At 60.3% G+C, this 21,866-nt stretch carries 22 protein-coding genes and 1 tRNA gene; 17 read left to right on the forward strand and 6 right to left on the reverse strand.

From position 1 onward, the window contains the following. Positions 1-10: 10 nt before the first annotated feature. The 10 genes from rseP to GBCGDNIH1_RS17240 all read left to right on the forward strand — a co-directional run bounded on the left by rseP (position 11) and on the right by GBCGDNIH1_RS17240 (position 10,832). A complete protein-coding gene (rseP, locus tag GBCGDNIH1_RS17195) occupies positions 11-1,141 on the forward strand; it encodes an RIP metalloprotease RseP (RefSeq protein WP_011631646.1) in 1,131 nt (376 codons plus the stop codon). 157 nt (positions 1,142-1,298) lie between these two features. Continuing rightward, positions 1,299-3,749 (forward strand): outer membrane protein assembly factor BamA, encoded by a 2,451-nt coding sequence (bamA, locus tag GBCGDNIH1_RS17200; RefSeq protein WP_011631647.1) that lies wholly within the window; start codon positions 1,299-1,301, stop codon positions 3,747-3,749. After that, positions 3,749-4,654: an OmpH family outer membrane protein gene (locus GBCGDNIH1_RS17205; protein ID WP_011631648.1), complete on the forward strand. Its 906-nt coding sequence runs from the start codon at positions 3,749-3,751 to the stop codon at positions 4,652-4,654. The genes bamA and GBCGDNIH1_RS17205 overlap by 1 nt, the downstream gene beginning before the upstream one ends. Positions 4,655-4,662: 8 nt before the next feature. Further along, positions 4,663-5,688 (forward strand): UDP-3-O-(3-hydroxymyristoyl)glucosamine N-acyltransferase, encoded by a 1,026-nt coding sequence (gene lpxD, locus GBCGDNIH1_RS17210; protein ID WP_011631649.1) that lies wholly within the window; start codon positions 4,663-4,665, stop codon positions 5,686-5,688. A 31-nt stretch (positions 5,689-5,719) separates the two neighbouring features. After that, entirely contained in the window at positions 5,720-6,232 is a 513-nt protein-coding gene (fabZ, locus tag GBCGDNIH1_RS17215; RefSeq protein WP_011631650.1) for a 3-hydroxyacyl-ACP dehydratase FabZ, read from the forward strand. Further along, the gene (gene lpxA / locus GBCGDNIH1_RS17220; RefSeq protein ID WP_025319111.1) at positions 6,232-7,080 is read left to right on the forward strand and encodes an acyl-ACP--UDP-N-acetylglucosamine O-acyltransferase; all 849 of its coding nucleotides are present in this window, start codon (positions 6,232-6,234) and stop codon (positions 7,078-7,080) included. The genes fabZ and lpxA overlap by 1 nt, the downstream gene beginning before the upstream one ends. Positions 7,081-7,125: 45 nt before the next feature. Next, the gene (locus tag GBCGDNIH1_RS17225; RefSeq protein WP_011631652.1) at positions 7,126-8,010 is read left to right on the forward strand and encodes an LpxI family protein; all 885 of its coding nucleotides are present in this window, start codon (positions 7,126-7,128) and stop codon (positions 8,008-8,010) included. Between the two features lie 13 nt (positions 8,011-8,023). Continuing rightward, complete coding sequence (gene gloA / locus GBCGDNIH1_RS17230) at positions 8,024-8,419, forward strand: lactoylglutathione lyase (protein WP_043452769.1); 396 nt, start codon at positions 8,024-8,026, stop codon at positions 8,417-8,419. Positions 8,420-8,433: 14 nt separating this feature from the next. Further along, entirely contained in the window at positions 8,434-9,861 is a 1,428-nt protein-coding gene (locus tag GBCGDNIH1_RS17235) for a YcjX family protein (protein WP_011631654.1), read from the forward strand. Continuing rightward, positions 9,858-10,832 carry a DUF697 domain-containing protein gene (locus tag GBCGDNIH1_RS17240; protein WP_043452771.1) on the forward strand — a complete coding sequence of 325 codons (975 nt, stop codon included), beginning with the start codon at positions 9,858-9,860 and terminating at the stop codon, positions 10,830-10,832. Before GBCGDNIH1_RS17235 ends, GBCGDNIH1_RS17240 begins: the two co-directional genes overlap by 4 nt. Here the strand turns inward: GBCGDNIH1_RS17240 and ruvX are convergent. Beyond that, positions 10,792-11,292, reverse strand: a complete 501-nt coding sequence (gene ruvX / locus GBCGDNIH1_RS17245) for a Holliday junction resolvase RuvX (RefSeq protein ID WP_025319107.1) — start codon at positions 11,290-11,292, stop codon at positions 10,792-10,794. The genes GBCGDNIH1_RS17240 and ruvX overlap by 41 nt on opposite strands. Before the next feature lie 49 nt (positions 11,293-11,341). Between ruvX and gatC the strand changes: the two genes are divergently transcribed. The 3 genes from gatC to gatB are packed head-to-tail and all read left to right on the forward strand — an operon-like array spanning position 11,342 to position 14,622. Further along, a complete protein-coding gene (gatC, locus tag GBCGDNIH1_RS17250) occupies positions 11,342-11,665 on the forward strand; it encodes an Asp-tRNA(Asn)/Glu-tRNA(Gln) amidotransferase subunit GatC (RefSeq protein ID WP_025286446.1) in 324 nt (107 codons plus the stop codon). Continuing rightward, positions 11,665-13,164 (forward strand): Asp-tRNA(Asn)/Glu-tRNA(Gln) amidotransferase subunit GatA, encoded by a 1,500-nt coding sequence (gene gatA / locus GBCGDNIH1_RS17255; RefSeq protein WP_011631659.1) that lies wholly within the window; start codon positions 11,665-11,667, stop codon positions 13,162-13,164. The genes gatC and gatA overlap by 1 nt, the downstream gene beginning before the upstream one ends. 6 nt (positions 13,165-13,170) lie before the next feature. Continuing rightward, on the forward strand, positions 13,171-14,622 hold the full coding sequence (gatB, locus tag GBCGDNIH1_RS17260) for an Asp-tRNA(Asn)/Glu-tRNA(Gln) amidotransferase subunit GatB (protein ID WP_011631660.1): 1,452 nt from the start codon (positions 13,171-13,173) through the stop codon (positions 14,620-14,622). Positions 14,623-14,701: 79 nt separating this feature from the next. Here gatB and GBCGDNIH1_RS17265 read toward each other — a convergent pair whose 3' ends face one another. Continuing rightward, entirely contained in the window at positions 14,702-15,304 is a 603-nt protein-coding gene (locus GBCGDNIH1_RS17265; protein ID WP_011631661.1) for a superoxide dismutase, read from the reverse strand. A 98-nt stretch (positions 15,305-15,402) separates the two neighbouring features. Here GBCGDNIH1_RS17265 and GBCGDNIH1_RS17270 point away from each other — a divergent pair, with 98 nt between their 5' ends. Continuing rightward, positions 15,403-16,224 carry a squalene/phytoene synthase family protein gene (locus GBCGDNIH1_RS17270; protein ID WP_011631662.1) on the forward strand — a complete coding sequence of 274 codons (822 nt, stop codon included), beginning with the start codon at positions 15,403-15,405 and terminating at the stop codon, positions 16,222-16,224. Here GBCGDNIH1_RS17270 and GBCGDNIH1_RS17275 read toward each other — a convergent pair. The 3 genes from GBCGDNIH1_RS17275 to GBCGDNIH1_RS17285 form a co-directional block, all read right to left on the reverse strand. Continuing rightward, positions 16,221-16,628: a carboxymuconolactone decarboxylase family protein gene (locus tag GBCGDNIH1_RS17275; RefSeq protein WP_025319104.1), complete on the reverse strand. Its 408-nt coding sequence runs from the start codon at positions 16,626-16,628 to the stop codon at positions 16,221-16,223. The two genes, GBCGDNIH1_RS17270 and GBCGDNIH1_RS17275, sit on opposite strands and share 4 nt — an antisense overlap. A gap of 107 nt (positions 16,629-16,735) precedes the next feature. Continuing rightward, entirely contained in the window at positions 16,736-18,166 is a 1,431-nt protein-coding gene (gene glnA / locus GBCGDNIH1_RS17280; RefSeq protein WP_011631664.1) for a type I glutamate--ammonia ligase, read from the reverse strand. A gap of 181 nt (positions 18,167-18,347) precedes the next feature. Beyond that, on the reverse strand, positions 18,348-18,686 hold the full coding sequence (locus GBCGDNIH1_RS17285; protein WP_025286451.1) for a P-II family nitrogen regulator: 339 nt from the start codon (positions 18,684-18,686) through the stop codon (positions 18,348-18,350). A gap of 328 nt (positions 18,687-19,014) precedes the next feature. Here GBCGDNIH1_RS17285 and GBCGDNIH1_RS17290 point away from each other — a divergent pair, with 328 nt between their 5' ends. The 3 genes from GBCGDNIH1_RS17290 to GBCGDNIH1_RS17300 all read left to right on the forward strand — a co-directional run bounded on the left by GBCGDNIH1_RS17290 (position 19,015) and on the right by GBCGDNIH1_RS17300 (position 21,317). Continuing rightward, positions 19,015-20,175 (forward strand): aminotransferase, encoded by a 1,161-nt coding sequence (locus tag GBCGDNIH1_RS17290; RefSeq protein ID WP_025319103.1) that lies wholly within the window; start codon positions 19,015-19,017, stop codon positions 20,173-20,175. Between the two features lie 130 nt (positions 20,176-20,305). Continuing rightward, positions 20,306-20,381: transfer RNA gene (locus tag GBCGDNIH1_RS17295), tRNA-His, on the forward strand. 54 nt (positions 20,382-20,435) lie between these two features. After that, positions 20,436-21,317, forward strand: coding sequence for an NAD(P)-dependent oxidoreductase (locus tag GBCGDNIH1_RS17300; RefSeq protein WP_011631668.1), 882 nt, complete (start codon positions 20,436-20,438; stop codon positions 21,315-21,317). Here the strand turns inward: GBCGDNIH1_RS17300 and GBCGDNIH1_RS17305 are convergent. After that, entirely contained in the window at positions 21,311-21,790 is a 480-nt protein-coding gene (locus GBCGDNIH1_RS17305) for a hypothetical protein (RefSeq protein ID WP_025319102.1), read from the reverse strand. The genes GBCGDNIH1_RS17300 and GBCGDNIH1_RS17305 overlap by 7 nt on opposite strands. Positions 21,791-21,866: the final 76 nt, after the last annotated feature.

The raw sequence follows: 21,866 nt of genomic DNA on the forward strand, positions 1-21,866 counted from the left end.
AGAGGCTTTTATGCTGCCTGAAACCATCCGCACTGTCCTGTCTTTCGTCGTCGTTCTGGGCGTGCTCGTGTTCGTGCACGAGATGGGCCATTATCTGGCCGCCCGGATCAGCGGTATTTATATTGAAGCGTTCTCGATCGGCTTCGGTAAGCCATTGGTGAAATGGCGGGATCGGCGTGGCTGTGAGTGGCGGCTGTGCTGGCTGCCGCTGGGTGGATACGTGAAGATGTACGGCATGGAACGTCCGGGCGACAATCCGGGCGCAGATCAGCCGGTCAATACCGGCTCGCCACCTGTGCAGCCGCCTCGGCCCGGTATGGCTTTTTTTGAAAAATCAGTTGGTTCGCGGGCATTTGTGGTGGCGGCTGGACCCCTGGCCAATGCCCTGTTGGCGATTGTGCTGTTTGCGGCGCTGTTCATGACGGCAGGACGGCAGATTCCTTTGCCGGTCGTGGGGGAAGTGCTGCCTCAATCCGCTGCAGCCGAGGCGGGACTTCAGCATGATGACCGTATCGTTGCTATTGACGGTATGCAGGTCAGCCGGTTCGAGGATATCCAGCATTCTGTGGTGGGGCACCCGAACCAGCGTCTGGTTCTGAGCGTCGAACGGGGCGGGAAGGAAATCACCATTCCGGTGACGCCGCATGCCAAGGTGGCGGACGGCCTCACGATTGGCGTTCTGGGGATCGGTGCCGGTGCCGTGACTGTGGAACGCATGGCGCCTGGACAGGCCATTGTTCAGGGTGTGGCGCAGACATGGACGGAAACCGGAAATATCCTCTCCGGCGTCTGGCAGATGATGACTGGTCAGCGCAGCGCGAAAGAGCTGGGCGGCCCGCTGGCGATCGCGCGTATTTCCGGGCAGGTGGCGCAATTGGGGATCCCCAGCCTGATTTCCCTGATGGCACTGCTGTCGATCAATCTTGGTCTGATCAATCTTTTCCCGATCCCCATTCTGGATGGCGGGCACCTCGTCTTTTTCCTGATCGAGGCGATCCGGGGGCGGCCGATGTCGCCCCATGCGCAGGAATACGGGCTTAAGGCCGGATTCCTGCTGCTGGCGACCCTGTTCATCTTTGTGACATGGAATGATCTGGCACGGATGGGTTTGTTTCACTGGTTTTCCCATCTGATCGGTTGAAGGTATGGAGAGCGTTCTCTCAAAGACGCAGTTGATGCGGAATATTCCGAATGTGCAAAGTGTGAAGGAAGTCGCTATGGCGTGTTGCGCTGCACTGAGGTAGCTAGGCCAGCTGATGGTTCGGCGGCCTGTGTTCCGACCGTGCTGATTTATCTGTATGGTTGCCCTGTCTGCGGCAACTCGTTCGAGGGGGTACGCCTTGAGATTGAATCGTGCTGCGTTGCTCGCCACGACCTGCCTGCTGCCGATGGCGCTGGATCGCGTCGCGATGGCGCAGACTGGCCGTAATTCATCAGGAGCCGTGCCACCCCATGCAGGAGGAAAGCGGCAGGCTTCTGCAGTTAAAGCCGCCTCCCGTTCCGGTTTGATTGAAACGATCCAGATAGATGGCAATCACCGGATCGAGACCGGCACGATTCTGTCCTATATGGCCGTGCAGCCCGGTGACCCGTTCGATCCGGAGCGAATCGATCACAGCCTTAAGACCCTGTATGCCACCGGTCTATTTTCTGACGTGAAGCTGGACCGCCAAGGCAATACGCTGGTTGTGAAACTTGTCGAGAATCCAATTATCAACAGGGTCGCTTTTGAGGGAAATCACAAGCTGACGGATGAGCAGCTGCGCAAGATCGTGCAGCTTCGTCAGCGTGCCGTGTTCACACCGCTTCAGGCTCAGGCCGATCGTCAGGCCATTTTGGCCGCCTATGCGGGGAGTGGACGGTTTGCGGCCTCGGTGGAGCCGAAGATTGTGCGGCTGCCTGATAATCGTGTGGATGTGATTTATGAAATCACAGAAGGTGACGCCACACTGATCAGCCGTATCGCCTTTGTGGGCAACAAGGCTTTTAGTGAAGGCCGCCTGCGGGAAGTTGTGGACAGCCGTGAAACACGCTGGTGGAGGTTCCTGTCCAGTTCCGACACCTATAATCCGGAGCGGATCAACTACGATAAAGAACTGCTTCGTCGCTTCTACCTCCAGAACGGCTATGTCGATTTCAAGGTACGCGACGCCCATGCGGAGCTGTCCCAGGATCGCAAATCCTTTTTCATCACCTATGTCCTGGATGAAGGGGAACGCTACAAGGTCGGCAAGATTACGGTTGAATCGAAGCTGCGCCATGTAAAAGGCGATACGCTGCTGGGTGATATCTCCCTGCGAAGCCATCACTGGTATGACGGCGATGCCGTGGAGCAGTCGGTTCAGGCCATCAGCGATGATGTGCAGAACCGTGGATATGCCTTCGTTCAGGTCAAGCCGCGCATCCTGCGTCATCCTGAGACCCATATCGTTGATCTGGTGTTTGACGTGACCGAAGGGCCGCGTGTCTATGTTGAACGGATCGATATCAGCGGTAATACGCGCACCAAGGACAAGGTCATTCGTCGTGAATTCCGCCTTGCGGAAGGCGATGCCTACAATGCCGCGAATGTTCGCCGCAGCCGTGCCAGGCTTGAAAATCTTGGTTACTTCAACTCGGTTGATATCTCCCAGTCTCCCGGGAGTACGGCGGACAGGGTCGTGCTGAACGGACGTGTGTCGGAGAAATCCACGGGTGAACTGACCCTTGGCGGCGGCTTCTCGACCACGGCCGGTGCATTGCTGAACGTGGGTCTGCGCGAGCGCAACTTTATCGGTTCAGGCATTGATGCGGGTATCAGCGGCGTCATCGCGCAGGCGCAGAGCCAGGCCAATTTGAACGTAACCGATCCATATTTCCTGGATCGTAATCTGGTCGCGGGGGTTGATCTTTATCATACCTCTCTTGATAACCGGTACACCGGTATCGCTTTGTATAGCGAGCGCAGGACCGGTGCTTCGGCTCGTATGGGGTATGCGTTCAACGAACATCTGCGCCAAAGCTGGGATTACTCGATCACCACCCGCTCCGTTTATAACGTAGCGACCAATGCGAGTATTTTCATTCGCGATCAGGTTGGATCATCTCTGCTGTCGCAGATCGGACAGACTTTCACGATTGACTATCGCGATAGTGTGGTGAACCCGCATACCGGTTTCGTCGTGCGGTTTGGCCTTGATTATGCCGGTATCGGCGGTGGCGTGAATTATGTCCGTGGCAAGCTGGATGGCAGCTATTACATCCCGCTGGATTATTTCTCCGGCAATCACCTTTGGGGGATCGCTCTGACGGCCGGGGCGGGATATCTCTATTCTCCGGATGATAATGAACGCATCATTGACCACTTCTTCATGGGCGGCGCCAATCTCCGCGGCTTTATGTCGGGGGGTGCCGGTCCGCATGACTCGGTCTCCCGCGATAGCCTTGGTGGTCGTTTGCTGGTGACCCAGTCTACAGAGCTACGCTTCCCGCTCCCGATTTCTGCCGATCTCGGCCTGTCCGGTCGCGCTTTCGTCGATATCGGCAGTCTGACACAGGCGGCCAACAAGCGCACTGCTGCTGCGTTGGCCTCCATGGGCGGCACTCCCGGCGAGTTGAACGATGATGGCATCATCCGTGTGGGTGCCGGTGTCGGGGTGTCCTGGCAAACGCCTTTCGGCCTTATCAATCTTGACGTGGCGGCCCCAGTGTCTAAGGGACCCTACGATCAGACCCAGATTTTCCGCTTCGGTTTCGGCACGAGGTTCTAGTGCAAACAAAACGTCAAACACTCGCCTCTGCCTTGTTGGCTGCGGCGATTATCCTGCCTTCCGCTCCGGTTCTGGCGCAGGGCTATTTTATACCGGGACAGCAGAAAGGGGCCGCAGCCGGACCCGGGCCTCGTGCCCGTCCCGCTGCCCCTCCTGTACAGGCTCCCCCTCCCTCTGACGAGATGGCCGGGCAGCCGCAGGAGCAGGGTGAACCTCCTCTGCCGCAGATCCCGCTGCCGCCGGTGCCGGAGCTTCCCAAGCTGACAAAGGGCGCTCAGCCCCCCGCCGCGATTGTCGGTGTGCTTGGTGTCCCGGAAGTCATGCGTGGCTCGACCGCTGCCCAGCAGGTGGAGCGGGTGATCGGTGGGCGCCGCAATGAACTGGCGGCTGATGCCCAGAAAGAACAGCAGGTGTGGCGACAGATGCAGCAGCAGATCCAGGCGGATCGAGGCAAGCTGTCGGTCGATCAGCTGCGCAACCGTGAGCGTGCGTTGCAGGAACGTGTGCAGGAAGCCCAGCGGAAATTCCGTGACCGCAACCGCACCATTCAGTTGGCTGCACAGGTTTCACTTGGCCAGATCGAGCGCACTCTGATTGCGGTCATCCGTCAGGTGGCAGAAAGCCGGAACATGAATCTGGTTCTGCACCGTGCGCAGGTGGCGTTGAATGTGAATGAGTTCGATATCACCAAGGAGGTGATCGACCAGCTGAACAAGATTCTGCCGGAAGTGATCATCCCGCCGCCGGGTAAGGTACCGACGGAGGAAGACGCGAAGCTGCCGAAGAGCGTTCTGGATGCAGCTGTGAAGGTGAATGCGGCTGATCCGTCTGAGCCGGCGAAGCAGACCGATCAGGCTGCGCCTGCATCGGCCCAGCCTTCCGCCAAGCCTCCGGCAAAGAAGTAAAGAATATCATGAGCGTGCAGGAAGTTGTCGGCGATCCGCGATTTTTTGCGCGGAGCGGTCCGTATGACGTCGCAGCAGTGGCTGAGGCAGTGGGTGCGTCTATCCCGGCTGACTGCACGCTATCCCTGACGGGCGTGGCTCCGCTTCAGATTGCGGGGCCTTCCGAAGTCAGTTTTCTGGATAACCGGCGCTATGCCGATGCGCTGGAGCAGACTCGTGCCGGGGCCGTGATCATCAAGGCGGATATGGTTGATCGGGTACCTGCCGGCGTGATTGCTCTGGTGGTACCGGAGCCTTATCTGGCATGGGCCCGTGTTGCAGCCCTGTTTTATCCTCTGCCGCCGGTGCAGCCAGGTATTCATCCCTCCGCCGTCGTGGATGAAACCGCGTGCATTGATCCCTCTGCCCAGATCGGGCCGCTCGCGGTGATCGAAGCAGGGGTGGAGATCGGCCCGGATTGCCGTATTGCCGCGCATGCGGTGATCGGGGCAGGCGTCAAGATGGGACGTAGTTGCCGCATCGGCTCCCATGCCAGCCTCAGCCATGCCATTCTGGGTGATCGGGTCTATGTTTATCCCGGGGTGCGGATCGGGCAGGACGGGTTCGGTTTTGCACCGTCCTCGGAAGGCTTCGTCACTGTCCCGCAGCTTGGCCGGGTGGTGCTGGAGAACGATGTGGAGGTTGGTGCGAACAGCACCATCGACCGTGGTTCCATGCATGACACCGTGATCGGTGCCGGGTCACGCCTCGATAATCTGGTGATGATTGCCCATAACGTCCGAATGGGGCGGGCCTGCGTAATCGTCTCCCAGGTTGGTATCTCCGGCTCGACGACTTTGGGTGATCATGTGGTTCTGGCAGGGCAGGCTGGACTGATCGGCCATTTGAAGATCGGCTCCGGTGCGCGTATCGGTGCGCAGGCCGGGGTGATGGCGGATGTCCCGGCAGGGGCCGAGATCGTGGGATCTCCGGCTCAGCCGGCAAAGGATTTCTTCCGCCAGATTGCGACGTTACGGCGGCTTGCCCGCAGATAAGGCACATAGACGTGCCAGGGAATTGAGGCTGATGGACCAGAGCGTACCTTCCGAGAACCAGCCGGAAACCGGCGAAGGCCGGACTATTATCGACATTGCGGGTATCATGAAGATGATCCCGCATCGTTACCCGTTTCTTTTGGTTGATCGGGTGATCGACATCGTCCGGGGCGAGCGTGGCATCGGCATCAAGAATGTCACAGCCAGCGAAAGTCATTTTGCCGGGCACTTCCCCAATCATCCGGTGATGCCAGGGGTGCTGATCATCGAGAGCATGGCGCAGACGGCAGCGGTGTTGGTGGTCGATGCCCTGGGGACGGATGCTGAAGGGCGCGTAGTGTATTTCATGTCCATCGAGGGCGCGAAATTCCGCCGCCCGGTGGTGCCGGGGGACCAACTGCGTATTGAGTGCGAACGCTTGCAGCATCGTGGCAATGTCTGGAAATTCCGCGGCACAGCCCGTGTGGATGGGCAGATCGTTGCAGAGGCCAGTTTCGCAGCCATGATCCTGCGGCCTTCTCCTGCCCAGCAGGCTGAGGCATGATGAATCCAGTGACCGAGTTGAAGCCCGCCACGATCCACCCCACTGCGATCATATCCCCCTCGGCCAAAATCGGGGCAGGGGTGAGCATCGGACCATTCTGCGCCGTGGGACCGGATGTAGAGCTGTCGGATGGTGTGACCCTTGTCTCCCATGTGGTTGTGGATGGTCATACGGTGATCGGGGAGGGGGCAACGCTCTGGCCGTTCTGCTCTGTCGGTCTGGCTCCTCAGGATCTGAAATACCGTGGAGAGCCGACCCGTACCGAAATCGGTGCTCGCACCCAGATTCGTGAACATTGCACCATTCACCGTGGCACGGTCACGGGCACCGGTCTTACCAAAGTCGGCTCCGACTGCCTGCTGATGGCAGTGGCGCATGTCGCACATGATTGCGAGGTCGGTAACAACGTCATCATCGCCAATAATGTGGTTATGGGCGGGCATGTGACCATTGGTGACCATGCTGGCATTATGGGGGCAGCGGCGATCCATCAGTTCGTCCGCATCGGTCGCTGCGCCTGGGTGGGTGGTGTTTCCGGCGTTGAGCGTGACGTGATCCCGTTTGGCATGGTGATGGGTAATCGCGCATGGCTGGCCGGGCTGAATATCGTCGGTCTGAAGCGCCGGGGCTATGATCGCTCCGAAATTCACCGTCTGCGCGCGGCGTTTCGCATCCTGTATCGTGATACCTCAGTCGATGACGGGGTGTTTCAGGAGCGCGTGCAGCGTGTTGCCGCGGAATACGGCGAGGATCGTCTGATCGCGGAGATGCTGGCATTTATTGCGGCTCCCAGCCATCGTGGTCTGATTCGCAATGGCGTGCGTGATGACGGGGCTGAACCAGCCTGATCCAGCCTTGCCCATGTTGCTGAGGCTGGTCTTGAAGGAGGTCTCATGGCTGGCTCTTTCGTGCCGGATATGAAGATGGCATTGGATGCGCCGCCGGCACTCGGCATCATTGCTGGCAGTGGCGATCTGCCGGGTCGCGTCGCCGCTGCTGCGATGCGTGCCGGTCGGGATGTTTTCATCATCGCTGTGGAAGGCCATGCCGAGCCTGAGGTGGTTGGGCCTTATCCTCATGCTTTTGTTCGTGTGGGAGCGGCAGGACGTATTCTGGCTCTGTTGAAACAGGCTGGATGCCGCGATCTGGTGCTGGTTGGACCGGTCAAGCGTCCTTCTATCCTGCAGTTGCGTCCGGATGCGGAAGGGGCACGCATTCTGACACGGATTGGCAAGGCTGCCTTTGCCGGGGATGATGGCTTGCTGGCGGCTGTGGTGAGGGTGCTGGCCGAAGAAGGCTTTCAGGTCATCGGTGCCCACGATGTGTTGACTGATATTGTCGGTCCGGCTGGTGTGATGACCAGAGTGGTTCCGGATAAAACCGCACAGCTTGATATTACCCGTGGAATCGCGGTGGTGCAGGCGCTTGGGGCGGTGGATGTCGGACAGGGCTGCGTCGTGCAGCAGGGGATTGCTCTGGCGGTCGAGGCCATTGAAGGCACGGATGCGATGCTGGCCCGCAGCGCGACGGTTGCCCGGCCGGGACCGGGTGGTGTTCTGATCAAGCTGGTCAAACCCGGTCAGGATCGCAGGGCCGATCTGCCGACCCTCGGCCCGCGCACGGTACGGGCAGCCACTGAGGCCGGGCTGCGCGGCATTGCGTTCGAGGCAGGGGGCACGATCCTGACTGCCCAGGCGGAGATGGTGCGTCTGGCGGATGAAGGTGGTCTTTTTCTGATCGGAATCGATCCTGCTGCGTTTAAACCGGACATTGCCTGAACAGGAGACGCTCATGCTGAAGGGCCGCATGCTTCACACGATGGTCCGTGTGCGCAATCTGGATGCCAGCGTTCGTTTTTATACGGACTTGCTGGGGATGAGGGTTTTGCGCCGCAGTGAGAATGAAGCCGGACGCTACACTCTGGTTTTCGTGGGATATGGGGCGACGCCGGATGATGGCAGTCTGGAGTTGACCTATAATTGGGGTCAGGATGAAGGCTACGATCTCGGCACGGGGTATGGTCACATCGCCATCGGTGTTCCGGATGTGGCGGCTGCGTGTGAGGCGATCCGCCAGGGTGGAGGCCGTGTCACGCGGGAGGCCGGACCGGTGAAAGGCGGCACGACCGTGATTGCGTTTGTCGAAGACCCTGACGGCTATAAAATCGAACTGATCGAGCGGTCCTGACCGGAATAGTCGGTATGGCGCTGTCCGGTTTCAGGCTTCCGGGCTGGGACGATATTGCCGGTCCGGCTCTGGGTGGTACATCGGTGGTACGGATCGGCGTCACTGGATTGGCCCGTTCCGGCAAGACTGCCTTTCTGACGTCGGTGGCGGCCAATCTTCTGGCGCAAGGGGCCGGCCTTGCCGCGCTGCCCGCTTTGCAGACTGCACTGCAAGGCCGTACTCTGAATGTGGCTATCGCCCCATCCGGCACGGACAGCATCCCCAGATTTGATTACGCCGCCCATATGGCGTCTCTTGCGATGGACCCGCCTGCATGGCCGGATCGGACCGATACTGTTTCCATGCTCGCGCTTGATCTGACGATCAGTCGCTCCGGTCTTGCCTCGATGTTGCCGGAGCGTCGTATCCGCCTCGAATGTCTCGATTATCCGGGCGAGTGGCTGCTGGATCTGCCGATGCTGGCGCAGGATTACGAGGAATGGTCCGGCGCGGTGCTGACGCGTCTGGAAGGGCAGGCAGAGGCCGCCGGATTTCTGGGCTTCGTCAAGGCGCTGCCGGTCTCGGCTTCTGCCGATGAGGCGATTGCGGAGGAGGGTGCGCGTCTGTATCGCGCCATGCTCCATCGCCTGCGGGAGCAGGGTCTGACCTTTCTTCAGCCGGGGCGGATGTTGATGCCTCCGCCGGGATTGGAGCCGCCATGGATGGGATTTTTTCCCAGCCTTGCCCGTGGCGGGCTGGGTGGACTGCTGAGCGGGCGTTACGACCGTTATCGTCAGGCAATCAGGGATGAACTGATGGCGCCTTCCTTCGGTCATGTAGATCGGCTGGTGGTGATGGCTGATCTGCTATCGGCACTCCATGCCGGACCGGATGCTTATGCGGATGCGGCTTCTGCACTGGGCGCGGTGGCTTCGGCGTTACGCTGGCGCGGTAGCTGGGCTGATTCCATTCCGTTGCTGCGTGAGGCCGGACGATTTTTGCCGGAATGGCTCCGCTCGGCCCTGTTGCCCGGCGCGATCGCACGGGCTGCGTTCGTCGCCAGCAAGGCGGATCACGTCGCGGAGCGTCAGCGCGGTAATCTGGCGGCGCTGATGGGCTTGCTGACGGATAGCGTTCCGGAGCGCTTCCGGCAGGAAACGGCGCGTGGAGGGCGCACACGTGCCTTCGCCATGGCCTCGGTCCGTTGCACGGAAGATTTCGTGTGGACGCTGGATGGCCATCCTGTCTCTGCCGTGCGCGGGCGGCTGAACGGCAGTGATCGCATCACTCGGTCCTATCCGGGCGAGGTGCCTGACCGGCCGCCTGAGCCATCATTCTGGGCGCACCGTTTTCTCGCTCCCCCGGATTTTGAGCCGATGCGTCTGCCGGCGGGTGGGCGGGCCGGCATTCCGCATCTTGGTCTCGATACACTCCTCGCATGGCTGCTGGAGGATGTGCTGTGAGTGATCCGGTCACGCCCCGTCCCATTATTGCCCCACGTGTGGAAACAGAGGGTGAGTCTCCTGCATCTGCCCCTTCCTCTGCGCGACTGAAGGAGCCGGTCTTCGCGGAGCCTGAAACCCCACCCTTCATCGCACCGCGTGTGGAGACAGATCACCTTCCCGCCGAGCGTCTGGAACAGGCATTGCCGTCCATTCCGCTCAATCCCGGCCCTGCTCTCGGCACGCTGACGTTGATGGCGTCCGGAGCAGGGCTGCTGGGAGTGGGGTTTGCGGCCCTGCTGGCGGTCGGTTTCGTGATGGATCAGTTCGCACGCAGTGCATGGCTGGGTGGAATCAGTCTTGCGGTTTCGCTCGCCGGTTTCGGTCTGCTGGGGGCTGGGTTCTGGCGGGAGACACGCGGATTATTGGCTCTGAAGGCAGTTGATCAGGAACGGGCGGCCATTCTTGGCAATGATGTTGATGCCGCGCGGAAAGCAGCACGCCGTTGGTCGCGCCATGCGCGTCATGGGGCGGACGTTCTGCCTGCCATCGAGGAAGCGAAGTCTTCTGCCGCGATTGCCTCCCTGCTGCGGGCAGGCCCGGTCGCGGCGTTGCGAGAGGAGAGCGATGCGCTGGCCCGTGCCGCGGCGGTGCAGGTGTTCAGTGCCACGGCCGCGATTCCGTCGCCTGCGCTGGACGGTTTTTTTGTGGCCTGGCGTGGCGTGCGGCTGGTGCGTCAGGTGGCGGCATTGCATGGGATGCGGCCCGGCCTGCTCGGTACGTTGGCCCTGTTGCGGCGGGTGACGCTTTCAGCGGCAGCGGTGGTGACGACGGATGTGGCACTGAATGCGGCCTTGCAGGCGCTGGGAACCCATCCATTGTTGCGCCACGTTGCGGGCGATATGGCGGGTGCCGGAGTCGCAGCCCGGCGTATGCTGGTGCTGGCGCGGGTTACGGCGGCGGCGTGCGATCCGACGCAGCGTGAGAAATAGGCGGCAACGCGTCCAGCGCTGATTGCAACATCACGGCAGCGGCCATTTTATCCACTACGGCAGCCCTTCTCTTGCGGCCAAGATCGGCGGAACTGATCAGAAGCTGATGTACCCGGCTGCTGGTTTCCCGTTCATCCCACAAAGCGGCCGGCAGGCCGGTCGCATCAGAAAGTGCAATTGCCCAATCCCGCGCCGCCTGAGCCGCCGGCCCGAAGCTGCCATCCATCGACAAAGGCAGGCCGATAATCATGCCTCCGGCTTCTTCCTTGCGGGCGATCGCGGCGATTTCCTCTGCATTGACGCGGAGCTTGCCGCGTCTGATTGAACCGTATGGGCTGGCGATCCCCAGCAGGACGTCGGACAGCGCGATGCCGATAATCCGGCTGCCGGGATCGATTCCGAGCAGCCTTTGATTGCGGGAGAGTCGGCTTTGCAGATCGGGCACGTTGAACAGGGACATGCGCACCGTTATGGTCCGCTGCTTCTGGGAAGAACAGGGTTTCGATCAAATGGCATTGGACACCGGCGTCGTCCGGCGCATCGCCCGGCTGGCACGCATTCATGTGGATGAGGCTGATCTGGGTGCGCTGCAAGGTGAATTGAACGCGATTCTTGGTTGGGTCGACCAACTGGAAGCGGTGGATGTCAGTGCGGTGGATGGAATCGCGCCGATGACCGGCCCGGCGGATATACAGGCGGATGGCGAGACCAGCCTGGCCGTTGCGCCGATGAGGGATGATGTGGTGACGGAAGGCGATCTGTCGGACAAGGTTCTGGCCAATGCGCCGGACCGTGCCGGACCGTTTTTTGCCGTGCCGAAGGTGGTGGAATAATGAGCGCGCTGACCGATCTGACCATTGCGGAGGCCCGGGACGGGCTGCGCGCAAAGCGTTTTTCAGCGCGGGAGCTGACCGATGCGCATCTCGGCGCGATCGAGGCTCTCAATCCGCGTCTGAATGCCTATATCACCGTGACGCCGGATCAGGCGCGCGCACAGGCCGCTGCTGCCGACCGCGTTCTTGCCTCCGGTGAGGCAGGGGCGCTGACAGGTATTCCGGTCGCCAGCAAGGATATGTTCTGCTCCGAGGGCATCCGCACCACGGCAGGCAGTCGCATTCTGGAAAATTTCGTGCCGCCTTACGAAAGCGCGGTGACGGAGCGGATGCTGCGTGACGGGGCCGTGATCCTCGGCAAGGCCAATCTGGATGAATTCGCGATGGGGTCTGCCAACCTGACCTCTGCTTATGGTCCGGTGGAAAATCCGTGGAAACGCCACGACGATGATGCGGTGCTGGTGCCGGGTGGTTCTTCCGGCGGTTCCGCGGCGGCTGTGGCCGCGCATCTGGCGCTGGGGGCAACCGGGACCGATACGGGTGGCTCAATCCGTCAGCCGGCCAGCTATTGCGGTATTGCCGGGATCAAGCCGACCTATGGGCGGTGCAGCCGCTGGGGGATTGTGGCCTACGCATCCTCGCTGGATCAAGCCGGTCCGTTTGCGCGCACAGTGAGGGATAATGCGATCCTGCTGCGTTCCATGGCCGGACATGATCCGCGTGACAGCACCAGCGCCATGCGTGAGGTGCCGGATTTCGAGGCCGCCTGTCAGCGTGGCGTCAAAGGACTGCGGATCGGCCTGCCGCGCGAATATGTCGCTGATGGCATGAGCGAGGAAATCCGCACGCTTTGGCAGAATGGTGCCGCCATGCTTCGTGCCGCCGGGGCCGAGGTGGTGGATGTCAGCCTGCCGCATACAAAGCATGCTCTGGCTTCCTACTACATCATCGCACCGGCGGAGGCGTCCTCGAACCTCGCGCGTTATGACGGTGTGCGGTTCGGCCATCGCTCCAGCGATAACAGGGATCTGAACGATCTCTATGAGCGCAGCCGGGCTGAAGGATTTGGTGCCGAAGTGAAGCGCCGCATCATGGTCGGCACATATGTGCTCTCGGCCGGCTATTACGACGCTTATTATCTGAAAGCGCAGAAGGTGCGTGCTCTGATCGCCCGCGATTTCGCGGAGGCTTTCCGCTCGGTCGATGCGCTGCTGACCCCGACCGCCCCGAGCGCGGCTTTCGCGCAGGGCGAGACTATCGACGACCCGGTGGCGATGTATCTGAACGACGTCTTCACCGTGCCGATCAATCTGGCCGGTCTGCCCGCCATGTCCATTCCTGCCGGGTTGAGCACAACCGGGTTGCCGCTCGGTTTGCAGATCATCGGGCGGGCTTTCGATGAGGAAACGGTCTTTGCCGTCTCGGCCGCGCTGGAACAGGCGGCTGCCTTCACTCATCGCCCCGCTTTGCGCGCCGATACTCTGAATGCTGGAGCCTGAAACGAGATGAGCTACACGATTGAGGGCGCAACCGGCGCATGGGAACTGGTGATCGGGCTGGAGGTTCATGCCCAGGTCATCAGCCAGTCCAAGCTCTTCAGCGGCGCGGCAACGGCGTTCGGTGCGGAGCCGAACTCCCAGGTCAGTCTGGTGGATGCCGCTCTGCCCGGTATGCTGCCTGTGCTGAACAGGGAATGTGTCGCGCAGGCGGTCCGCACCGGGCTGGGCCTGAAGGCGCATATCAATCCGGTCAGCCGTTTCGACCGGAAGAACTATTTCTATGCCGATCTGCCACAGGGTTATCAGATCAGCCAGTTTGCACATCCGATTGTCGGCTCTGGCACGATCGAGATCGAATTGCAGGACGGCTCCACGCGCCAGATCGGGGTAACCCGGCTGCATCTGGAGCAGGATGCCGGTAAATCCCTGCATGATCAGGATCCGACCCGCAGCTTCATCGACCTGAACCGCTCGGGCGTTGCGCTGATGGAGATCGTCAGCGAGCCGGATATGCGCAGCCCGGAGGAGGCTGGCGCCTATCTGCGTAAATTGCGGACGATCCTGCGTTACCTCGGCACCTGTGACGGCAATATGGAGGAAGGCTCCATGCGTGCCGACGTGAACGTGTCGGTGCGGCGTGCCGGAGAGCCATTCCGCACACGCTGCGAAATCAAGAACGTCAACTCGATCCGCTATGTGATGCAGGCGATCGAGGCTGAGGCGAAGCGCCAGATCGCGATTTGGGAAGAAGGGGAGGAGGTCGATCAGGAAACACGCCTGTTCGATCCGTCACGCGGCGAGACCCGGTCCATGCGCAGCAAGGAAGACGCGCATGATTACCGCTATTTCCCCGATCCCGATCTGCTGCCGTTGGTTCTGGATGAGGACTGGATCGAGGGGCTGAAAGCGTCCCTGCCGGAGCTTCCGGATGAAAAAAGCGCGCGCTTCGTCTCCGAATACGGGCTGACCCGGTATGATGCGGGCGTGCTGGTGGCGGAACAGGCCAGCGCCCATTTCTTCGAGACTGTGGCAAAGGGGCGTGATGCCCGTCTGGCGGCGAATTACATCACTGGCGATCTGTTCGCCGTGCTGAATCGCACCGGGCGCAGCATTACCGACAGCCCGATTTCAGCGGAGGCGCTGGGCGGTCTGCTCGATCTGCTGGCCGACAACACCATCAATGGCCGTATCGCCAAGGAAGTGTTCGAGGCCATGGCCGAAACCGGAGAGCATCCGGCGGATATTGTCGAAGCCCGTGGGCTGCGTCAGGTGACTGATACCGGAGCGATCGATACGGCGGTGGCGCAGGTTCTGGAGGCCAATCCCGACAAGCTGGCGGAATATCGCTCCGGCAAGGACAAGCTGTTCGGCTTCTTCGTCGGTCAGGTGATGAAGGCCATGCAGGGCAAAGGCAATCCCGCTCTGGTCAACGAGGCGTTGAAAAAGGCGCTCGGCTGAACAGGGATATCAGAGTCCGGATACAAAAAGGGCCGGTCATGAGACCGGCCCTTTTCCGTCTGGCGATGCCTGATCGCGCTCAGCCCAGCTGGGCTTCAGCGAATTCGTAATTGGCCAGCTTGTCCAGATAGTTCTGGACGTAGTCCGGGCGGCGGTTGCGGAAATCGACGTAGTAGCTGTGCTCCCACACATCCAGCGCCAGCAGAACCTTGCCTTCATCGGTCGCGACCGGGTTTACGCCGTTCGGGCTTTTGGTCACTTTCAGCTTGCCGTCGGAACCCAGCACCAGCCAGGCCCAGCCGGAGCCGAACTGGGTGGTGGCAGCGGTCTTGAACTGTTCCTTGAACGTGTCCACGCTGCCGAAATCCGCGACGAGCTTCTGTTCGAGTCGGGTAGGAATCCGGCCGCCATTCGGGCTGAGATTCTGCCAGAATACGATATGGTTCCAATGCTGGCCGGCATTGTTGAACACCGGGGCGACATCGGCCTTGTTATAGGTGGCCTTGATGATCTCTTCGAGAGATTTGCCCTGCAGTTCCGGGTTTTTCTCGACGAAACCATTCAGAGCAGTCACATACGCCTGATGATGCTTGCCATGGTGCAGTTCGAGTGTTTCCTGCGACATGCCGTTGGCCGCGAGGGCATTCAGCGAATAGGGCAGGGAGGGAAGTTCAAAAGCCATGTCCAGAGTCTCCGTTTTGTGTCTCTGATGGTCGAGCCAGAGCTATTGTCGCCGCTTTCCGCCGTCAAGCACACAGGCGACAGAAAGACAGGTCTTTCATGTCCCCGTCACTGAATGAACCTGTTCTCAGCCCTGCTGCCCACGTTGTCAGGCGGTATGATCCGGATCGTTTTTTCGCGTCCTTGTTTGCCGCCCCGGACAGGCGTGAAAGCCTCATGCTTCTATACGCTTTGAACCATGAACTGGTTCGGGCAAGGGAAGTGGCCAGCACGCCGATTGTTGCGCTGATCCGTCTGCAATGGTGGCGGGAGGTAGTCGAAGGCGTGGAAAAACGCCACGAACTGGCGACTCCGCTGGGGGCAGCGCTGAAAGCGGGACAACTGGATCGGGAAGGGCTGCTGGCTCTGATCGAGGCGCGTGAAGCCGATACGGAGGAGTCTTTCCCCGATTCCCTGACGCTATGGCATTATCTGGAGCAGACAGCCGGACAGGTCGCTGTGCTGGCCGGGCAGATCCTTGGGGCAGGCAAGCAGGAACAGGTGCGCCTGCGCCGTCTGGGAGCCGTATATGGGCTGGCCGGGGTTGTGCATGGGGTCTGTGCCCATGCCGCGCAGGGGCGCGTTCTGGTACCAGTGGCAGAGCTGCATGCAGCCGGGCTGGAGCCGGAGGCGCTGACCAGCGCGCCGCATGAGGCAGGCAATATTGCTGCCGGCCCTTTGCAGGCATTGGCAACCGAGGGGCAGCGGCGATTGCGGCTATGCCGTGGCCGGGTGGGACGAGGCTGGATGGCGGCGGCTTTGCCCGCAGTGCTGGCCCGCCGTGATCTGGCCCGGCCCATTTTCGGTAGCATTAACCCATCGCAGCGAGGCCTTGGAGACCGCCTGGCGGTGCTGATGGCTGCGCTAAGCGGCAGGATTTAAACCTTAGCGGCTTCCTCATCCAGTCGGGCAAAGACGGCGCGGGCTGTTGCCAGACCATTCATGGCGGCTGGAAAGCCTGCATAGACAGCGATCTGCATAATGATCTCGATGATTTCCTGCCGTGTCAGCCCGATATGCAGTCCAGCGGCAATATGGGCGTCCAGCTGGGGCAGCGCATTGCCCATGGCGGCAAGGGCCGAGATCGTTGCAATCTGGCGTGACCGCAGGTCGAGGGCAGGGCGGTCGTAAATATCGGCGAATGGAAATTCATAGATCATACGCGCGAAGTCAGGCGCGAATGCACCAAGCCCGTCGACGATGTCCAGGCCGTGCTGCCCATGCAGGGTGTGCAGCATTTTTCGCCCGCGCTGGTAACGCTGTTCTTTGTCGTCCTGATGAGTCATGGCCATCAATTCCTGTGCATCTGAAATCTGGTGCAGCATGAAGCTGTATAACGAAAAAAGGGAGCCTTCCGGCTCCCTTTTCCCATTCGCTCCAATCGCGCGGGCGATCAGGCGGAGTAGTACATCTCGAACTCGACCGGGTGCGGCGTGTGTTCGAAGCGGTACACTTCCTTCCACTTCAGTTCGATATAGCTCTCGATCTGATCCTTGGAGAATACGTCGCCCTGCAGCAGGAATTCGTGATCGGCTTCCAGAGCCTGCAGCGCTTCACGCAGCGAGCCGCAGACGGTGGGGATGTCTTTCAGTTCTTCCGGCGGCAGATCGTACAGATCCTTGTCCATCGGGTCGCCCGGATGGATCTTGTTCTTGATGCCGTCCATGCCCGCCATCAGCAGCGCGGAGTAGGCGAGGTAGGGGTTGGCGACCGGATCGGGGAACCGGACTTCGACGCGCTTCGCCTTCGGGCTGGTGGTGTACGGAATACGGCAGGAGGCCGAGCGGTTGCGGGACGAATAGGCCAGCAGCACCGGAGCCTCGAAGCCCGGGATCAGGCGCTTGTAGCTGTTCGTCGACGGGTTGGTGAAGGCATTGCACGCCTTGGCATGCTTGATGATGCCGCCGATGAAGTACAGACACAGCTCGGACAGGTCGGCATAGCCATTGCCGGCGAAGAGCGGCTTGCCCGCTTTCCACAGCGACAGGTGGGTGTGCATGCCGGAGCCGTTATCGCCATAGACCGGCTTCGGCATGAAGGTCGCGGTCTTGCCGTAGCTGTGGGCAGTGTTGTGCACGCAGTATTTGTAGATCTGCATGTCGTCGGCCATGCGGGTCAGCGTGTTGAACTTGGTGCCAAGCTCATGCTGGGACTGCGCCACTTCGTGGTGGTGCTTTTCTATGACCAGACCCATCTCGCCCATGGCGGACAGCATCTCGGCGCGCAGGTCGCTGTCGCCATCGACCGGCGGAACCGGGAAATAGCCGCCCTTGACACCCGGACGGTGGCCCATATTCCCTTCCGGATAGTCTTTCATGCTGGAGCCGGGGCCTTCGACGCTGTCGAGCTGGAAGGTGCCGAAATTGCCGCCCGTGCCGAAGCGCACGCTGTCGAAAATGAAGAATTCGGCTTCCGCACCGATGGAGACCGTGTCGGCCACGCCGGAAGTGCGAACATACTGCTCGGCCAGCTTGGCGGTGGCGCGTGGATCACGAGCGTAGAACTGACCGGTGCTCGGCTCGATGATGTCGCAGAACAGGATCAGGGACGGCTTGGCGGCGAACGGGTCCATGACGGCCGTTTCCGGATCCGGCATCAGCACCATGTCGCTTTCATTGATGGCTTTCCAGCCGGCAATGGAAGAACCGTCGAACATGAAACCGTCGCGGAACGAATCTTCGTCCACGGTGGAGATATGCTGAGCGGTGTGCTGCCATTTGCCGCGGGGATCGGTGAAGCGCAGGTCGACATATTCGACCGCGTTTTCCCTGATCATGTCCATCACGCGAGAGACGCTGTCCGGCGTCGAGTCTTTTTCCGACATACTCGCCCTGTTCCTCTGTTAGATTAGGCTTCTGATTGACATGCCCCGGCCATAGGGCCGACCGCATGCTTGAGACAGCCATAACCGGGTTTTGCGGGTTTGACGCGGGCAAACACGTCACCAACCTCCGTAAAACGCCAGGCTATGGTGAAAAATTAACCGGCAGGCAAGGCGTGCGGGATCAGACTGCTGCCGCGCCACGCTCACCGGTTCTGATCCGGATGACATCTTCAACAGGCGTCACGAAAATCTTGCCATCGCCAATACGACCGGTGCGGGCGGCATTGACGATTGCTTCCACCGCGCGTTCAACCTGATCATCTTCGCAGACCACCTCGATTTTCACCTTCGGCAGGAAATCGACGACGTATTCAGCGCCGCGATACAGCTCGGTATGGCCTTTCTGCCGCCCGAATCCTTTCGCTTCCATTACCGTGATACCCTGCAGGCCGACTTCGTGAAGGGCTTCCTTCACTTCGTCCAGCTTGAAAGGTTTGATAACGGCTTCGATTTTTTTCATTCGCGTTTCCACACGGCTTCGTGCCGACCCATTTTCGGCCGGCCTTATTCTACCACATTGATCCGCCTTGCCGAAATCGGAAGGCATGCTTCGGGAAACAGATTTGCATGCATCATGCCAACCGGCAACTCGACACGATTTTGGCGGGATATATCGAGATGCTTTATTATTGTGCAGTCTATGACGCCTGATCATTGGGCGGTGGCTGCCTGTTTGCAAGGCATATGATGGTCTCTGACGATAATGACCTGTCTTTACCAGTCAGGTGCGGGTGATTGCCGACCATTCGCCTGCCGCGCATAGTCTGCGCACAGACAGGAGCCGTGCCGTGAAGCCATTGAATGCCTTGATGTCCTCCCTTGAAACCACCGTATTCACGGTTATGTCGGCATTGGCGGCCAGACATGATGCGGTGAATCTCGGGCAGGGCTTTCCGGATACGGAGGGACCGGATTTCATTGTGCGTGCCGCGTCAGAGGCTCTGCTGGACGGACGCAACCAGTATGCGCCCATGCCTGGAGTGCCTGAATTGAGGCAGGCGGTGGCGTCGTCGGAAGCCCGGCATTACGGCATCACGGTAGACCCCGATTCGGAGGTGCTGGTGACGGCAGGCGCCAGTGAGGCTCTGGCTGCCAGCCTGATGGCGCTGCTTGATCAGGGAGATGAAATCATCCTGTTCGAGCCGCTGTTCGATACTTACCTGCCGATCATTCGCATGATCGGCGCGGTTCCCCGTATCGTCAGGCTGGAGGCCCCCGACTGGTCACTGCCGGAGCAGGCCTTGCGGGAGGCATTCGGTCCTAAAACCAAGGCGATCCTGCTGAACACGCCGATGAATCCATGCGGCAAGGTATTCGGTCCCGATGAGTTGGCACTGACTGCGGAACTGGTTCAGGCTCATGATGCCTATGCGATCTGTGACGAGGTGTATGAGCATCTGGTGTATGCTCCATCGCGTCATATTCCTTTGCGCACCTTGCCTGGCATGTCTGATCGCTGCCTTCGCATCGGCAGTGCCGGCAAGACCTTCAGCCTGACCGGTTGGAGGGTCGGTTATGTGACCGGGCCGAAATCGCTGGTGTCGGTCGTGATGCGGGTGCACCAGAATCTGGTATTCGCGATTGCCCCCAATCTTCAACGTGCCGTGGCCGTGGGGCTGAATGCGCCTGACAGCTATTTTTCCGAACTGTCAGACAGTCTGCGACAGAAGCGGGACCGGCTGCATGATGGTCTGACCGAAATCGGATTTGACGTCATGCCCATACAGGGCAGCTATTTTCTGATCGCCGATTATCGTCGGCTGGGATTTGAGGCCGATGACATGGCGTTCTGCCGTTTGCTTGTAGAAAAGGCGGGGGTTGCGGCGATCCCTGTTGCAGCTTTCTATGACCGGGATGCACCTCAGGGATTTGTGCGTTTCGCTTTTTGCAAGCGGAATGAGGTGCTGGATGAGGGAGTTGCCCGAATGCGCGCCTTTTTCAGTCGGTGAAGGCAGGTGTTCGGGACATAAATCGATCCTCTTCTGCTCAGGGGGCGTTGACGCGGGCGACGTGATCGGTCAAATACGCCCCGCCCCATCCGGTTGCGGTTGTAAACCGGGGGGTCAGCACTGGGTCATGGCGGGTGTAGCTCAGATGGTAGAGCGCCAGGTTGTGGTCTTGGATGTCGCGGGTTCGAGTCCCGTCGCTCGCCCCAGTGCCCTTTCATGCTGCATCAGCAGCATAGTCCCGGCAATATCATCATTGATGGATGCGTGAGGCCTTACCGATGCGTATCGCTGTGCTGGGTACCGGAATCATGGGGCGGTGGATGGCCTGCCGTCTTGCCGATGCCGGGCATGAAGTCACAGTCTGGAATCGCAATCCTGTCCGAGCGGCTGAACTCGGTCTGCCGGTGGCCACATCAGCCCCTGATGCGGCACATGGGGCCGATGTCGCGTTGCTGATGGTGTCCGACGGTCCGGCCTGCGATGCGGTGCTGGAGACCGGGTTTGTCGATACTATGGCACAGAATGGCACCGTGCTGGTGATGAGTTCCATCGAGCCATGGCGTGCCCGTGCCCAAGCAAAGAAAGTATCGCCCCGGTTTTACGTCGATGCACCTGTTTCCGGCGGAGAGGGCGGTGCGCGGAATGGCACCCTCGCCATCATGGCGGGGGGAGAGGAGGCGGTGCTGAACCGTCTGGCTCCGGTTTTTGCCGCGCTGGGCCGCATGACCAGAATCGGTGATATCGGGGCCGGTCAGCTTGCGAAACTGGCCAACCAGTTGATCGTCGGTGTGACGATCGGGGCGGTGTCGGAGGCTTTCGTGCTGGCCGAAGCCGGTGGCGCTTCCCCTGCGCGGTTCAGGGATGCCGTGGCGGGCGGTTTTGCCGATAGCCGCATCCTGCGTGAACACGGGCAACGCATGCTGGATGAGAATTTTGTTCCGGGTGGAAAATCCGCGATCCAGCTCAAGGATCTGCGCATGATTCTGCAAGAGGCGAAAATGCTCGGGCTTTCACTGCCGATGACGGAAGCGGCGGCCGCTCTCTACCGTGCTCTCTGCGAAGCGGGGGACGGCGATCTGGATCATGCGGGACTCATCCGGCAGATACGGCGCGACAGTGCATTGCCGGGAACCGTTCAGTAGCGACGCCACGCGGCAGGTACATGCTGTTCCGCCTGTGCGTCCGGTTGGGATGCATCCAGATCATTCAGACATTGCCGCATGATCGGTGCGCAATACGCATCCGGTGCCCCACGGGCATCTTTCTCGCCGCTATAGTGAATTTGCGTGACCCGGTCATGATCCAGCCGAAAGGTCGCATGACAGTATCCACCGCCAGAGACGCTTAATCCACCCCCGATAATCGGGAGCGTGATATTGATGCCGCCATTGCCGGTAGAGTTGGCATAATATGTCAAAATCGTGGTGTCGCCTGCGGTGTTTTTTTGATCCGGTGCGCCGAGACAGGTTTGCAGATCAACCGCCGAAAGACCGACAAATCGCGTTCTCGCCCGTTGCGCGGTGTGAGAATCAGACAGGGAACACCCCCCTGACAATAATAAAAGACCCAGACAGAAAGCCGGATGAAGAACGCGCAGCAGCGATGATGACAGCATTGATAAGATCAAAATTTCTATCAGCCCGTTGGTAACAGACGGCTATGGTCGAAGCCGCCTGTTACCAGACGCATCA

This window comes from Granulibacter bethesdensis CGDNIH1 (assembly GCF_000014285.2).
Taxonomy (GTDB): domain Bacteria; phylum Pseudomonadota; class Alphaproteobacteria; order Acetobacterales; family Acetobacteraceae; genus Granulibacter; species Granulibacter bethesdensis.